General features: G+C 40.6%; 13 protein-coding genes, 1 tRNA gene and 1 pseudogene. 6 read left to right on the forward strand and 9 right to left on the reverse strand.

The window, feature by feature from the left end:
* From BN35_RS13955 to BN35_RS10040, 4 genes and pseudogenes are all read right to left on the reverse strand, one after another.
* Nucleotides 1–195 (reverse strand): annotated as a pseudogene (locus tag BN35_RS13955) (ISAon1 family transposase N-terminal region protein); the annotation flags it as partial.
* A gap of 479 nt (nucleotides 196–674) precedes the next feature.
* Nucleotides 675–992 (reverse strand): heavy metal-binding domain-containing protein, encoded by a 318-nt coding sequence (locus BN35_RS10030; protein ID WP_025071523.1) that lies wholly within the window; start codon nucleotides 990–992, stop codon nucleotides 675–677.
* Between the two features lie 3 nt (nucleotides 993–995).
* Nucleotides 996–1241 carry a GlsB/YeaQ/YmgE family stress response membrane protein gene (locus BN35_RS10035; protein ID WP_025071522.1) on the reverse strand — a complete coding sequence of 82 codons (246 nt, stop codon included), beginning with the start codon at nucleotides 1239–1241 and terminating at the stop codon, nucleotides 996–998.
* A 298-nt stretch (nucleotides 1242–1539) separates the two neighbouring features.
* Nucleotides 1540–1941, reverse strand: a complete 402-nt coding sequence (locus BN35_RS10040) for a rhodanese-like domain-containing protein (protein WP_025071521.1) — start codon at nucleotides 1939–1941, stop codon at nucleotides 1540–1542.
* A gap of 436 nt (nucleotides 1942–2377) precedes the next feature.
* Between BN35_RS10040 and BN35_RS10045 the strand changes: the two genes are divergently transcribed.
* The gene (locus BN35_RS10045) at nucleotides 2378–3304 is read left to right on the forward strand and encodes a magnesium transporter CorA family protein (RefSeq protein WP_008124497.1); all 927 of its coding nucleotides are present in this window, start codon (nucleotides 2378–2380) and stop codon (nucleotides 3302–3304) included.
* 188 nt (nucleotides 3305–3492) lie between these two features.
* Nucleotides 3493–5478, forward strand: coding sequence for a DUF349 domain-containing protein (locus tag BN35_RS10050; RefSeq protein WP_025071519.1), 1986 nt, complete (start codon nucleotides 3493–3495; stop codon nucleotides 5476–5478).
* Nucleotides 5479–5749: 271 nt separating this feature from the next.
* On the opposite strand, the gene BN35_RS10055 is transcribed toward BN35_RS10050, so the two are convergent.
* The 3 genes from BN35_RS10055 to BN35_RS10065 form a co-directional block, all read right to left on the reverse strand.
* Complete coding sequence (locus tag BN35_RS10055) at nucleotides 5750–6475, reverse strand: nitroreductase family protein (RefSeq protein WP_025071518.1); 726 nt, start codon at nucleotides 6473–6475, stop codon at nucleotides 5750–5752.
* A gap of 74 nt (nucleotides 6476–6549) precedes the next feature.
* Nucleotides 6550–7569 (reverse strand): peptide-methionine (R)-S-oxide reductase MsrB, encoded by a 1020-nt coding sequence (gene msrB, locus BN35_RS10060; protein WP_234396626.1) that lies wholly within the window; start codon nucleotides 7567–7569, stop codon nucleotides 6550–6552.
* 233 nt (nucleotides 7570–7802) lie between these two features.
* Nucleotides 7803–7873, reverse strand: a tRNA-Gln gene (locus tag BN35_RS10065).
* A gap of 181 nt (nucleotides 7874–8054) precedes the next feature.
* Between BN35_RS10065 and rsfS the strand changes: the two genes are divergently transcribed.
* The 3 genes from rsfS to BN35_RS10080 all read left to right on the forward strand — a co-directional run bounded on the left by rsfS (nucleotide 8055) and on the right by BN35_RS10080 (nucleotide 11427).
* Nucleotides 8055–8414, forward strand: coding sequence for a ribosome silencing factor (gene rsfS / locus BN35_RS10070; protein ID WP_008124488.1), 360 nt, complete (start codon nucleotides 8055–8057; stop codon nucleotides 8412–8414).
* Between the two features lie 49 nt (nucleotides 8415–8463).
* Complete coding sequence (gene ftsH, locus BN35_RS10075; RefSeq protein ID WP_025071516.1) at nucleotides 8464–10497, forward strand: ATP-dependent zinc metalloprotease FtsH; 2034 nt, start codon at nucleotides 8464–8466, stop codon at nucleotides 10495–10497.
* Nucleotides 10498–10563: 66 nt separating this feature from the next.
* Entirely contained in the window at nucleotides 10564–11427 is an 864-nt protein-coding gene (locus BN35_RS10080) for a phosphatidate cytidylyltransferase (protein WP_025071515.1), read from the forward strand.
* A 127-nt stretch (nucleotides 11428–11554) separates the two neighbouring features.
* Here BN35_RS10080 and lpxB read toward each other — a convergent pair whose 3' ends face one another.
* On the reverse strand, nucleotides 11555–12706 hold the full coding sequence (lpxB, locus tag BN35_RS10085) for a lipid-A-disaccharide synthase (RefSeq protein ID WP_025071514.1): 1152 nt from the start codon (nucleotides 12704–12706) through the stop codon (nucleotides 11555–11557).
* Nucleotides 12707–12767: 61 nt separating this feature from the next.
* Entirely contained in the window at nucleotides 12768–13541 is a 774-nt protein-coding gene (surE, locus tag BN35_RS10090) for a 5'/3'-nucleotidase SurE (protein ID WP_025071513.1), read from the reverse strand.
* A 194-nt stretch (nucleotides 13542–13735) separates the two neighbouring features.
* On the opposite strand from surE, the gene BN35_RS10095 reads away from it, so the two are divergent.
* Complete coding sequence (locus tag BN35_RS10095) at nucleotides 13736–14500, forward strand: ParA family protein (RefSeq protein ID WP_025071512.1); 765 nt, start codon at nucleotides 13736–13738, stop codon at nucleotides 14498–14500.
* Nucleotides 14501–14557: the final 57 nt, after the last annotated feature.

A 14557-nucleotide genomic window follows, 5' to 3' on the forward strand; every position in this document is an offset into this window, starting at 1 on the left:
GTCGGTTATATTAACTGCTTCCATGAACCCCTTGGACTCGAAGGTGGCATTACCTGACAAAGTCTTGTCCATACGTTCGTCAAGACTAATATGAAACTCAGGTCCAACCTCGCAGACAGAAACGATAGTAAAATAATCTAATATTTGAGAAGGCAAAACAAGAGTTGCCAAGGTGCGTAACATTTTTTCTTCCATAATGCGAAGGTCGGAATTATTAAGATAAATAACAAATTATTCCCCAGGAAATTTCTACTGAGCCTGACTTTTTGATTGATGACGGGTACCCACAGAAAGATTTATTACATTTCACCATGAAGGCTGAATTCCTCATTCGAAATTCAGCCTTATTTGGTACGCTCGACATGAGTATTATCTAACGGGTACAAGTCCCGAGTAAGTTCTAATAGCGGGAATTAGTCCAAAAAGGAACTCTCTATTCACACAACAGGATGGAATCCGACAACAGATTAGAAGTGACATATCTCTAAGGGATGGCCGAAAACAACTTGTCACACACTGTGAGGCGTAAAAGTACGAACTGCCGTATGCCGAAGGGCACGTACGGTGATGTGGGAGGTCAGTAAATGTGAAAGTAGGGGGAAATGCCTTTTACGAGTAACATTTACCTCTTACCCAATTTCCGATTGAAAAGCAATCACTTCCATATAACCGTGCTATATGACAACAGCCGTGCCACTAACAGCTACCATTAACATACTATTACCTTCGCCAATGGTTTCGTAATCAATATCTATCCCTACAATAGCGTTAGCTCCAAGTTCGGCTGCACGGTCTTGCATCTCTTGCATGGAGGTTTCTTTTGCCTGTCTCAATACTTTTTCGTACGCATTGCTGCGCCCGCCAATAAAATCACGTATTCCAGCAAGAAAATCCTTGAAGACATTTGCACCAATAATGGTTTCACCCGTAACAACACCTTTATAGGAAAGAATCTTACTTCCTTCAATCGTTGGAGTTGTGGTTATAAGCATGTATTATGACTTCTTGAAAAGAGAAGCTATCCAAAGTAACAACACTGCACCTACCACTGCGGTTCCCAAAGAGCCAATAGTTCCGCCCCAAGAGATGTTGAACAAACTCAATGTCCAACCACCGACAACACCGCCAATGATACCTAAAATCAAATTCCATAAAAAGCCGAAGCCTCCACCACGCATGATTTTACCTGCAATAAAACCTGCTAAACATCCAATGATAATTGATCCAATAAGTCCAAACATAATTCCTATTTTTTAAGTTATTAATAAATTAAGCCGTTCAAAAAACAGAACATCCATTTACAGGGATGAAAGTTAGTCGAAAGAAAAGACTCATTATGGAATGCAATAATAAAAAAATCACCTCCACTGTCTATAAACGACAACCATAAGTACCCTCTCTTCTCTTACAAAGATAATAAAACTTTTTTACTTATGTTAGAATTTTTACATAAAATAACTAAATTTTATTATTCGTGAATCACTCACCTATTATATAGAGAAGAAGTCGCTAACCGCAAAATCTACATTATCAAACGTTCTATAGTTTTGTGTCCGAAGACTTTATTGGTTTGCCAGCTTGCTCCCATTCCAAGATACCACCCTTCAAATTGTTGACAGTGAAACCAGCCTTTTGCAACTTACGTGCAGCATTCAGGCTACGCTTTCCCGAACGACAATATACGAATACAGGCTTTTCCGTTGAGAACTTTGCCTGTACCTGACGAAGAAAATCGGGCTGCTGAACATCTATATTGGCAGCATTGCCTATTTTTCCAGCCGCAAACTCATCAGCAGTTCGGACGTCAATCAATTGGACATCAGGTGCCTGAATGGCTTTTTCAAACGCATTTGCATTCATCGTATGGATTCCATCCGGCTGAATACATCCTCCAAAAATACTACCCATCATCATAATTAGCAATCCTTTTAATTTGTTCATGTTCATAGATTTATCTTTATTGTTAGACTTCAAAGATAGTGATAATTGATGAAACTCAGACACCTGAATGCGAATTATTTCACTTTCGCTGTCCTTAGAACTAAAACAAACACACCTTCTTTTGTGCGATTTCTGTCTATGCGCCTCACACTCCAACAGTGTCGAAATGCTTTTTCTGTCAGAAAGAAGATAAATAAATTTGCTTTTAGACGGGTCAATATCATATTTTTTCGTTACCTTTGCAAGTGTATAACAAAACATTCCAAAGATGTCTTGAACGAAATAGGAATCACAGCACCTCGTTTAGTTATACAATAGCGAATAATTAAAAAACATATATGGACGATTATCATTCGGAAAAATGTAAACGGAACGTTGAAGAATAGGCCTAAAAAAGACTAATCTTCAGCAACATTAATAATGGAGATTAGTCATCATGAGAACCTATTGGAATACAAACGATATATTACGTCCCATTGAAGAATGGCAGCCAAATTGCTGGATTCAAGTAACTTGTCCTACAGAAGAAGACCAACAGGAGTTAGTTGAGCACTTCAAAGTCCCAGATTATTTCTTCCAAGATATCAGTGATACGGATGAGCGTGCCCGCTATGAATATGACGATGGCTGGATGCTCATTATTCTTCGTATTCCTTATGTGAAGGAAATAAGATCGCGGACACCCTATACGACAGTCCCGTTGGGTATCATTCATAAACGTGATGTCACCATTACCGTTTGCTATTACGAAACCAATATGATGATAGATTTTGTGAGTTATCAACAAAAACGCAATTCTGGTTTCACCGATTATGTTGACATGATTTTCCGATTGTTCTTGTCAAGTGCTGTATGGTACCTAAAACGATTGAAGCAGATTAGCACGTTGATAGAGAAAGCCAAACACAATCTCGATCACGAAGTAAACAACGAGAGCCTGATAGGACTTAGTAGACTGCAAGACTCTCTGACTTATTTTATCACTTCGATACGTGGAAATGAGAACTTATTGGCAAAATTGAAGTTCAAACTACAAGTGGACGAACTTGATGTTGACCTCATTGAAGACGTCAATATTGAGATGACGCAGGCTCGAGAGACAACGAGTATTTACGCAAACATCTTGGAATCGACGATGGATACTTATTCGAGCATCATTAATAATAATATGAATACCGTGATGAAAACGCTCACCTCAGTATCTATTCTCATGATGTCTACCACGTTAGTGGCCTCACTGTATGGAATGAACGTCATCAATGGAATGGAAACTTATAAGTACGGATTTATCGTTGCTATCGGAATTTCAATATTAGTGGCAGTCCTTTCTTGGGCTATTATGCGCTATAAACGCTTTATATAACCCCAAAAACAGCAAAAATTCTACGTTTCTTTAGGAAGTTAGCGTATTTTTATTTAAGTTTGCAACATTGTTCAGCCCTATAAACTAACAAGAATATTATAATAGATAATTGCAATGGCATCGTGATAAGCTATTTGATTGATGCCTAACACTGAAATACCATATCATAAACTTAAAACAGTGAATTGATGGACTCTCAAGAAAACACCCTCAATCAGGGTAATTTAGAAAGCGAAAAACAAGTTGTCAATGCCGAGCAAGCAACCTCTTCTGAGGCTGAAATGGTCAAGGAAGAAACGCCGAGTGATAAGGCTGCTTCGGAAGTAGCAAAAGCGCAAGTAGAGAATGCCTGTGCCTCAAACGAAGAAGTTGAAACTGAAGCAACTCAAGAAGAAACACCAGAAACGTCTGAACATACACTCAAAGAGGAAGAGGACGCTGATAATGCAGAGCAAGCCGCGCGCGTTTACCAAAATAAGCAAGAGATTTTAGACCGTCTCAAAGAGATAGTATCGAGCGATGAATACCCTGTAAAGAAAGAGTTAGACCATCTTAAAACGATGTTCTATAAGTTTCATATCGCTGAACGAGAAGCCCAACAAAAGGAATATCTTGACAAAGGCGGGGACCCTGAGTCCTATCAAATAGTACCTGACAGCTTGGAAGAAACATTCAAGACACAAATGGGAGTCATTAAGGAAAAGCGTGCAAAGATTTTCCAGCAACAAGAAGAAGAAAAGCAAGAAAACTTAAAGAAGAAAGAAGCTATTATTGAGCAAATCAAAGGCATGGCAACATCGCCCGATCAGGCGAACAAATCTTTCCATGATTTTAAGGAACTTCAACAGCAATGGAAAGAGATAAAGTCGGTACCTGCCGACAAAGCCAATGAGCTATGGCGCAATTACCAGTTGTATGTGGAGCAATTCTATGACTTGTTAAACCTGAACAGAGAGGCACGAGAATACGACTTCAAGAAAAATTTGGAGCTGAAAACAAAGCTGTGTGAAGCTGCTGAAAATCTTGCTAATGAGGAAGATGTCGTAAGTGCTTTCCACCAATTGCAAGAATTACATCAACAGTACCGTGAAATAGGTCCCGTCTCCAAAGAATTGCGCGATGAGATATGGAACCGCTTCAAAGCTGCTTCTACTGTCGTCAACAAGCGTCATCAGCAGCATTTCGAAGAATTGCGGGCAAAAGAAAATGAGAATTTAGAAAAAAAGATAGCACTCTGTGAAAAAGCAGAGGAAATTGTAGCGCAAGAAAATACAAAGGCGAAGGACTGGGAAGAGCGTACACAAGAGGTAATAGACCTTCAAGCAGAATGGAAAACCATAGGGTTTGCCCCACAAAAGATGAATGTCAAAATCTTTGAAAGGTTCCGAACAGCTTGCGATCAGTTCTTCACGAACAAAGCTACTTTCTTCAAAGAGATGAAAGAACGCTTTGCGGAAAACGCTGAAAAGAAACAAGCATTGGTTGAAAAGGCAAAAGCTTTGTCAAATAGCACGGATTGGAAGTCGACAAGTGACAAACTCATTGCGCTGCAAAAGGAATGGAAGACTATCGGTATGGTGCCCAGAAAACGCGGAGATCAACTGTGGAATGAGTTCAACACCGCTTGCAACACGTTCTTTGAAGCACGCAACCAGGCGAATGCAGGAGCGCACAACGAGGAACGAGAAAACTTGGACAAGAAGCGAGACATTATCAAAAAGCTCCAAGAAATGAGCGAAGAAGTGGGTGAAGAACTTCAGGAAAAGGTTCAAGCCTTAGTTGACGAGTTCAACCAGATAGGGCATGTTCCGTATAAAGAGAAAGACAGCGTGTACAAAGAATTCCACGACATTTTAGACAAACTGTATAGCGATTTACACATTTCTAATGCACGCCGTCATCTTGATAATTTCAAGAACAACCTTAAAAACGTAGCAAAACGAGGCGACAATGCGCTGGACAATGAACGCGGACGGTTGATGTATCGATACGAACAACTCAAATCAGACATCACTACTTATGAGACAAATTTGGGGTTCCTCAATGCTTCAAGCAAAAAAGGCTCGAGTCTGCTGGACGAAATGAATCGGAAAGTAGAAAAATTGAAAGAAGATTGCGAGATGATTCGCGCCAAAATCAAGGCTATCGATGCAGAAAATAAGAAAACAGAATAACCTTTATAACGAGAGAAGTTAAAAGGTTAGGCGATTAGCAAACAATGATATCTAAAAATCCCAACAGTTCGATGCTGCTGGGATTTTTGTATTTATCTTCTTCATTCGTCTCATTTATCTTGGGTACTGTTACAGAAATTAAAATTCTTCGCTACAACTACATTGCGTAAAGCGCAATCAAGCTGTCCGTTTGTGGTGACAAATCGACCCAACTCCATGAAAGTCTCATCATCAAGTCAAGGACTTGCAAGACATGCAAACATGAAACTATTTACACATGATGATACATTTCCTCAAACGGCAAGCGATAGCGATCGCTCCAAACACCATCGGGTAGGCGGATGCCGCAGGTGATAATTATGTTAATCTCTGAACAATAAGGCAAGCCTAATGCCTTCTTGACCAACCAACTGTCAAAGCCTTCCACTGGACAGGTGTCATATCCCTCTTCACTCATAGCCAACATAAACGTCTGTACTGCAAGGGCACAACTTTTATGAACGGTTATTCGTGTATCTGCTTCGGTCACCTGTTTCACGATAGGATGAAACAAACCGATGACTTGTGCCAAGAGTTTACGCACTAAGCCAAGCAAGCCAAAACAACGTGTGTAGAACAAAGGCATCACAAAATCGTAATACAACTTCCATTTCTTGATGCGCTTTTCGTGTTTCTCTGCAGGACTGTTCCGCCTCACATTCTCAATTTCAAAAGCTTTTACAGCCTTGGCATGCGCCCGATGCTTATCTCTTCGCGTAACAAAAACAACCATTTGTTGGGCGGTTGTTGCTGTTTGTTGGTCCAACTGTGCATGTGCCAACTTTTTAAGTACCGCAGGATCTGTGACATGATAGCACTCCCACAGTTGCATGTTCGAACTGGTAGGAGCCAATGTAGCTAATTCTAAACAATGTTTTACACGCTCATTATCCAACGGTTTTGTCGGATCGTAATGCCTTACAGCACGCCTATGATTCAAAATATCTTGTAAACTCATATCTATTAGTTTTATTTCTTTTTTTTAGAGAAAATACCCTATCGCTGCTCAAACGATATCTAAAATATCTTATTCTAATGCTCCAGCAAAATTAGGTATTTTTCATATCCTTGTGCTTTCATTTCTTCTTGGGGAATAAAGCGCAAAGAAACACTGTTTATACAATATCTCAACCCACCTCTGTCTTTAGGTCCATCGTTAAAAACATGTCCCAAATGTGCTTGACCTTTGGCACTTCGTACTTCGGTGCGTTGCATACCGTGAGACGAATCTTGCTTTTCTTCCAAGAAATGCGAGTCAATAGGTTTGCTGAATGCAGGCCAGCCACAGCCCGATTCAAACTTATCAGTACTCAAAAACAGCGGTTCGCCAGTGGTGATGTCCACATAGATGCCTGGTCTAAACTCATCATTGTACGCATTGTCATAAGGACGTTCGGTGGCAGCATGCTGAGTAACTTCGTATTGCAGAGGTGTCAACAACCGCTTTAGTTCAGCATCCGTTTTCTTCACATAGCGTGAAGATTCTGTTGTATCCTTGTTGGCAACACGTGCATACGCCATCAAAGCTTGCGGAACATGGCAGTATCCACTCGGGTTCTTGTCTAAATAATCCTGATGGTAGTCTTCTGCAGCATAGAAATTTCTAAGTGGCAGCACCTCAATCTGTAGCTTCTTCGTGTATTGCGTACCGAGTTTTGCCATCTCGGCTTGTATCAAAGGAAAATCATGTGCATCGGTATAATAAATACCTGTGCGATACTGTGTACCGACATCCACACCTTGTTTATTTAAAGAGGTAGGATCTATCGTTCTAAAATACAAATGTAGAAGCAAAGAAATGGGCAGTATTTGAGGGTTATAAACGACATGTACCGTTTCTGCAAAACCCGTCCGGTCCGTACAAACCTCCTCATAAGAGGGATTTTGTCCGCGTCCATTCGCATATCCCACTTCGGTGTGGAGAACTCCATTGATTTGTTTTAGAAAGTGTTCTGTACCCCAGAAGCAACCACCCGCTAGGTACAATTCAGCTTGTTCCTTCATATTTGATTCTTTTACTGTAGCTATTTGTGCTCGCCCATGACAACTCATCCACAGGAAAGCCAATAACAAACAAGGTATTTGATAACATATTTTTCTCACCCGAGTCAATCTTTTGATGATTTACAAATCTATGAAAAAATTTGAAGCATCGCAAAATTATACACTTAAAAAAATGAAAAGCAACCGTCCTTGAACACATTTTGTGGATGAAGATAGTGAGAATGCTGTCTTTAGAAAATCAAAAAAGTGCTTTCTACGAGAAGAAAACACCTTTATAATAGTTGGGATACTCGGACTCGAACCAAGAATGACAGGACCAGAATCTGTAGTGTTACCATTACACCATATCCCAATATTGAAATTACAATTACTAAATTGCGCTGCAAAATTACTATTTATTTTTGAGATGACCATAAGAAAAGACAGTTTTTTCTTAAAAAAATAAATTTAATCCTTATTTTCTACCTTTTTCGGTTATTTACCATTAACTTTGTGGAATATTATTACAGATAAATTATACTTGATATAACTGAATGAAATCATCAAACCAATTGGTTAAAACTATTACCAAAGGAATTCAAGAGAAAAAAGGACAAGATATCATTATTGCAGACCTGAGTGACATCGATGGAGCTATTGCCAACTATTTTGTAATTTGCCAAGGTAACTCTCCTGCACAAGTAGAAGCGATTTCAGAATCGGTAGGCGTGACTGTCCACAAAGATTTGAAGGAGAAACCCATCAATGTCGTGGGATTAGGTCTCAATCAGTGGGTTGCTATTGATTTTGCAGATGTGCTGGTACATGTGTTTTTACCAGAAACAAGAGCGTTCTATGATCTTGAAAATTTATGGGAAGATGCCAAATTGACCAAAATACCAAACATTGATTAAGTTGGCATCAATTTTGATGTCTACTTGCTGTCACTGCTAAATAATAATTATGGACAACAATAAAAATCCTTACAATAATAATAACGACAATCAACCCAAGATGCCTAAATTCAATATGAACTGGATTTATGCATTGGTAGCTATTACCTTGGGTATTCTCATTTTGACCAATGGGGGTAATCTATTATCTGCTCCAAACACCAGCAAAAAAGCTGACTATACAGTGTTTCAGCAGTATGTTGCCAAAGGTTATGCTGACAAAGTCGTGATTAATAAAGACAAGAGTACGCTGAAGATGTTTGTTAAGCCTAAATATATCCGTGAGATATTCAAGGCTACAGCTAAGCAAACAGGTACTTCACCCTACTTAGAAGTTGAATTCGGCTCTGTTTCTGAATTGGAAAAGTTCCTGATGGCTGAACGACAAGCAGGAAAACTAACAAGGTTTAGCTATGAAAATGAGAGTGGTAGCGAGTTTTGGAACATCCTCATGAATCTCTCATTCCCCATCTTCCTGATTGTCTTGTGGATTCTATTCATGCGCCGAATGGGTGGAGGAGCTGGCGGTGCAGGCGGTGGCGTCTTCAATGTTGGTAAGAGTAAAGCAAAGATGTACGAAAAGGGTAATGACATTGGCGTTACCTTTAAGGACGTGGCTGGACAGGCTGGTGCTAAACAGGAAGTACAAGAAATTGTTGACTTCTTGAAGAATCCTCATAGATATACTGACTTAGGCGGAAAAATTCCTAAGGGAGCATTGTTGGTAGGTCCTCCTGGAACAGGTAAAACTCTTCTTGCCAAGGCTGTTGCAGGCGAGGCTGGAGTACCTTTCTTTTCGATGAGCGGTTCGGATTTCGTAGAGATGTTTGTGGGCGTGGGAGCCAGTCGCGTGCGCGATTTGTTCCGCCAAGCTAAAGAGAAGTCTCCCTCGATTATTTTTATCGACGAGATTGACGCTGTCGGAAGGGCACGAAGCAAGAACCCATCCATGGGGGGTAACGACGAGCGAGAAAACACTTTGAACGCCTTACTCACCGAGATGGATGGTTTTGGCACCAATAGTGGTGTGATTATCTTAGCTGCCACCAACCGTGCAGACATGTTAGACAGCGCACTGTTGCGTGCGGGTCGCTTTGATAGACAAATCAGTGTTGACCTCCCCGACTTGCCTGAAAGAAAAGAAATATTCTTGGTTCACCTGAGAAAGGTAAAGACATCTCCAGACTTAGACATCGATTTTCTTTCCAGACAGACGCCAGGTTTCTCTGGCGCAGACATTGCGAATGTTTGTAATGAGGCTGCTCTGATTGCGGCACGGCATAACAAGAAAAGTGTAGGAAAACAAGATTTCTTGGATGCAGTGGACAGAATTATTGGTGGACTGGAAAAGAAAACCAAGATAATTACTGCCAATGAGAAACGTACCATTGCCTTGCACGAAGCAGGACACGCCACGGTATCTTGGTTCTGCGAGCATGCTAACCCACTTGTCAAAGTTTCTATTGTCCCCCGTGGTAGAGCATTGGGCGCAGCATGGTATCTTCCTGAAGAGCGTCAGATTACGACCAAAGAGCAGATGTTGGATGAGTTGTGCGCCCTGTTAGGTGGACGTGCAGCAGAAGAGCTGTGTACAGGACATATTTCGACAGGCGCACTTAACGATTTGGAGCGTGCCACCAAGACTTCATATAGCATGATAGCGTACGCTGGAATGAGCGAAGTGCTGCCCAACATCAGCTATTATAACAACCAAGATTATCAGTTCCAAAAACCATATTCAGAAACAACGGCGAAGATTATTGACAGCGAAGTTTTGAAGATGATTAACGACCAATATGCGCGTGCTAAGCAAATTCTCACGGAACATAAAGAGGGTCATGCCCGTTTGGCAGAACTATTGCAAACTCGTGAGGTGATTTTTGCCGAAGATGTAGAAAAGATATTTGGGAAACGCCCATGGATTAGCCGTTCACAAGAAATCATGCAAGACAATGAACCTAAGCTGGAAGATATGCCAGACGAAGTGAAGGCAGCAGAAGAGGAACATCAACGGACATTGAAAGAGAGCCAACAAGAGAGTTAACAACAGCCTCTTCCCCTGCCACCTCCTCAAGAGGGAGGGGAAGAAAAGCTAAAATTCTTTACATCCATGACATCAAAACTTAAAAATCTCATCACAAGAAGCATTACTGGTATTCTATACGTAGCCATCTTGGTAACGTGCTTTTTACAGGCCTTTAATATGGTAATTGTGTTTGCACTCATCACAGGTTTGGCTACTTGGGAATTTACAGGCTTAGTCAATGAGCATAAACACGTAAACGTGAACCGACTTATCACCACTGTTGCAGGTGTTTATTTCTTTTTAGCAGTGGCAGGCGTGAATAGCGGAGCCATTCAAACAAATGCAGTCTTTGTTCCTTATCTGTTGACCATTATTTATCTCTTCATCAGCGGACTATATACCAAGAGCAGTGACAGCGTCAACGATTGGGCATACACAATGCTTTCACAAATGTACATTGCCCTACCGTTGTCCACGATTAACGTTATCGCCTTTAGACAAGCTGCAGATGGACTGAACTACTATTATTATCTTTTGCCACTGAGCACTTTTATTTTTTTATGGGCCAACGACACTGGTGCCTATTGCACAGGGTCGCTTTTCGGAAAGCACAAACTCTTTCCTCGCATATCACCCGCCAAAAGTTGGGAAGGAAGCATCGGAGGCGGTATCCTTGTTTTGATTGTAGCTTCCGTTATATACTATATCGAGTCTCAAGGGGAGAACTTATCTGGACTTAATCTCATAGAATGGCTCGGATTAGGATTAGTTGTTGTCGTCTTTGGTACTTGGGGCGATTTGGTAGAATCATTGTTAAAGCGCACCTTGGGCATCAAGGATAGCGGCTACATCTTGCCAGGACATGGAGGAATCCTTGACAGACTTGACTCATCCCTTATGGCCATTCCTGCCTCTGTGGTTTATTTGTACACCCTCACTCTCTTATAAATAGTGGGGAAAAAAGAAGCCTTCTTTCTCAGAAACGGATATAAAAATAGCTTCATGATGATTAGAAGACACACCTATCCCTCTATAGAAATAATAAGAGAGATTGGTTGATAATGCTCAAAAGTTTTTAAGATTCACGATGTTTCCTTAACAGAGATACCATCAGCCGAGCTGCATTATCTGAAGCTATTTCATCACCCAAAGCCATGTGTACTGTCTGATATCCTTCAAGCATGGCTTGGCGATGTTCGCCACCCGGCAAGATTTTCCCCAGTTCTGAAGTTATTTGAGAAAGCGTAAAGCGATCGGCAAATAATTCAGGAACAATTTCTTGATTTGCAATGAGATTCACTAAAGAAATGTATTTAACGTTAATAATATGGTTAAATGCAAAACGTATGAGCTTGGGAACAGCAGTTTGATAACACACAACTTGTGGTACGCCCAACAAAGCTGTTTCGAGCGTTGCTGTACCACTGGTAACCAATGCAGCAGAAGCATGTTCCAACAAGGGATAAGTCTGATTTCTTACCAAATGCACTTCGGTATTTTCCAATAAAGGTCGGTATACATCTTCTTCAATGGCGGGCGCTCCAGCGATTACGATTTGATAGTCTGAATAACGTTGGGCAGCTTTTATCATGGTCGGCAGATTCGCTGTAATTTCTTGTTTCCTACTACCTGCCAAAAGGGCAATAATGGGTTTTTGATCGTTCAGATGATTCTTTTGGCAAAAAGCAGCAAAGTCTTCATGATAGTTTGCCTTAAACTGCTTTACCTCATCTGCTGTAGGATTACCAACATAATGAATGGGAAAGAGATGTTTTCCTTCAAAGAAAGTTACCTCAAACGGCAGAATAGAGAAAAGTTCGTTGACATCTCGCTTGATTGATTTGATGCGGTATTCTTTCCAAGCCCATATTTTAGGGGCGATATAGTAAAAAATTGGGATGTCTGTATGTGTCTTTATATAATGTGCAATCTTTAGATTAAAACTCGCATAATCAACAAGAATAACAACATCTGGCTGCCATGTCAAGATATCTTGCTTACACTGTTTCATGTTGCGATAGATTGTCGGGAGATTCATCAGTACGGGTATAAAGCCCATGAATGCCATTTCACGATAATGTTTTACTAATGTTCCACCGACTTGCTGCATCAAATCGCCACCAAAGAAACGAAATTCTGCAGCTGGGTCTTCTTTTCTTAAAGACATCATCAAATGCGAAGCATGCAAATCACCACTGGCTTCTCCTACTATTAAATAATACCGCATAAACTACACTTTATTTGAACGCCTCCTATCTTCTGCTTTTTAGACAAACAAGAGGCACAGATTACTCGACTTCCCAATGTTTTATTTTAGACAAAAACTCATAAGCAGTCACATCCATGGTGATGGGTGTAACGGCAACATAGCCATGATTGAGCGCCCATTGGTCGGTATCGGCATTTTCAGGTTCATCATTTTGATACCTTCCCACTACCCAATAGTAATCGTAGGCACGAGGATGATGTGCGGTGACGATTTCATCCACCCATCTCCCATAAGTCATACGGCACACCTTTAAGCCTTGAAAAGATTCTTTTGCAGGGAAGTTAACATTCAAGCAAACACCCTTTGGCAGCCCTTCGGCAAGCACTTTTTTTACTAATTGTACCACATAAGGTCGCAAAGGCTCAATGTTCGCATCTTCATTGTAATAACAACTGGAGAACGCTATAGAGGGAATGTACTTCAAACATCCTTCCATAGCCACGCCCATTGTACCCGAATAATGGGTATTCACCGTGGAATTATCTCCATGATTGATGCCGCCTAAAATAAGAGAAGGCTTCCTATCAGTGCACAACTCACTCATCGCTAATTTGATGCAGTCGACAGGTGTACCGCTACAAGACCATACTGGGACGGTTCCTATATTATTTCTACGCTTCAAACGCAGATATTCAACCGAAGAGAAAGCACAAGAGAATCCAGACCGCGCATGCTCTGGTGCGCAGACAATGACATCTGCCAAGTCGGAAACCATATCTACCAAAGCACGAATCCCAGGAGAATGATAACCGTCGTCATTAGAAATTAAAATAAGAGGAGTTTCGTTTAGCATCTTTTTTATCATTTATAAAACATCGCAAACAGCTTCGTAAGTTTTCTTAACATAGAAAGTACGTGAGCATTGCCGAATCAATAGGTTTTTACTGATTTACCTACAAAAGTACGAAAAAAGGTTTAAAAGGTGGCTTTCTCAACCAAAATATGTAACTTTGCAAATCAATATTGTCTTAAGAAGGATTCATAGATATGGGAAAAATTATAGCATTAGCAAATCAAAAAGGAGGGGTTGGTAAGACAACCACAACTATCAACTTAGGAGCTTCATTAGCCACACTTGAAAAGTCTGTATTGATTGTCGATGCTGACCCTCAAGCCAATGCATCCAGTGGTTTAGGAGTAGACCTCAAAGAGGTGGACTGCTCAATCTACGAATGCATTATCAACAAGGCTGATGTACGTGACGCCATCTATACCACAGATATTGATGGCTTAGATATCATTCCGAGCCACATTGATTTAGTGGGTGCCGAAATAGAGATGCTCAACCTTGATAATCGTGAAAAAATTATCAAACAAATCTTAGAACCCATCCGAGAAGAATACGATTATATCTTAATTGACTGTAGTCCCTCATTAGGTCTTATCACCGTGAATGCCCTCACAGCTGCCGATTCGGTCATAATTCCTGTGCAATGCGAATATTTTGCATTGGAAGGAATTAGCAAGTTGCTCAACACGATTAAGATTATCAAGAGTAAACTCAATACCAAATTAGAAATTGAAGGATTCTTACTCACCATGTACGATAGTCGGTTGAGGTTAGCTAACCAAATATACGACGAAGTGAAACGCCACTTCCAAGAATTAGTTTTCAAGACGGTGATTCAACGAAATGTAAAACTCAGTGAGAGTCCAAGTCATGGATTACCGGTCATTTTATACGATGCAGGGTCTTCAGGTGCTAAAAACCACTTGGCATTGGCGAAGGAAATTATCAGCAAGAACGTTTAATTCAAAATAAAGAAGGGGCTAACATTCAAAAAAGGCGAATTGCACCAAACGAATGAA

Source organism: Hoylesella timonensis 4401737 = DSM 22865 = JCM 15640 (assembly GCF_000455445.1).
In the GTDB taxonomy this organism is placed as follows: domain Bacteria; phylum Bacteroidota; class Bacteroidia; order Bacteroidales; family Bacteroidaceae; genus Prevotella; species Prevotella timonensis.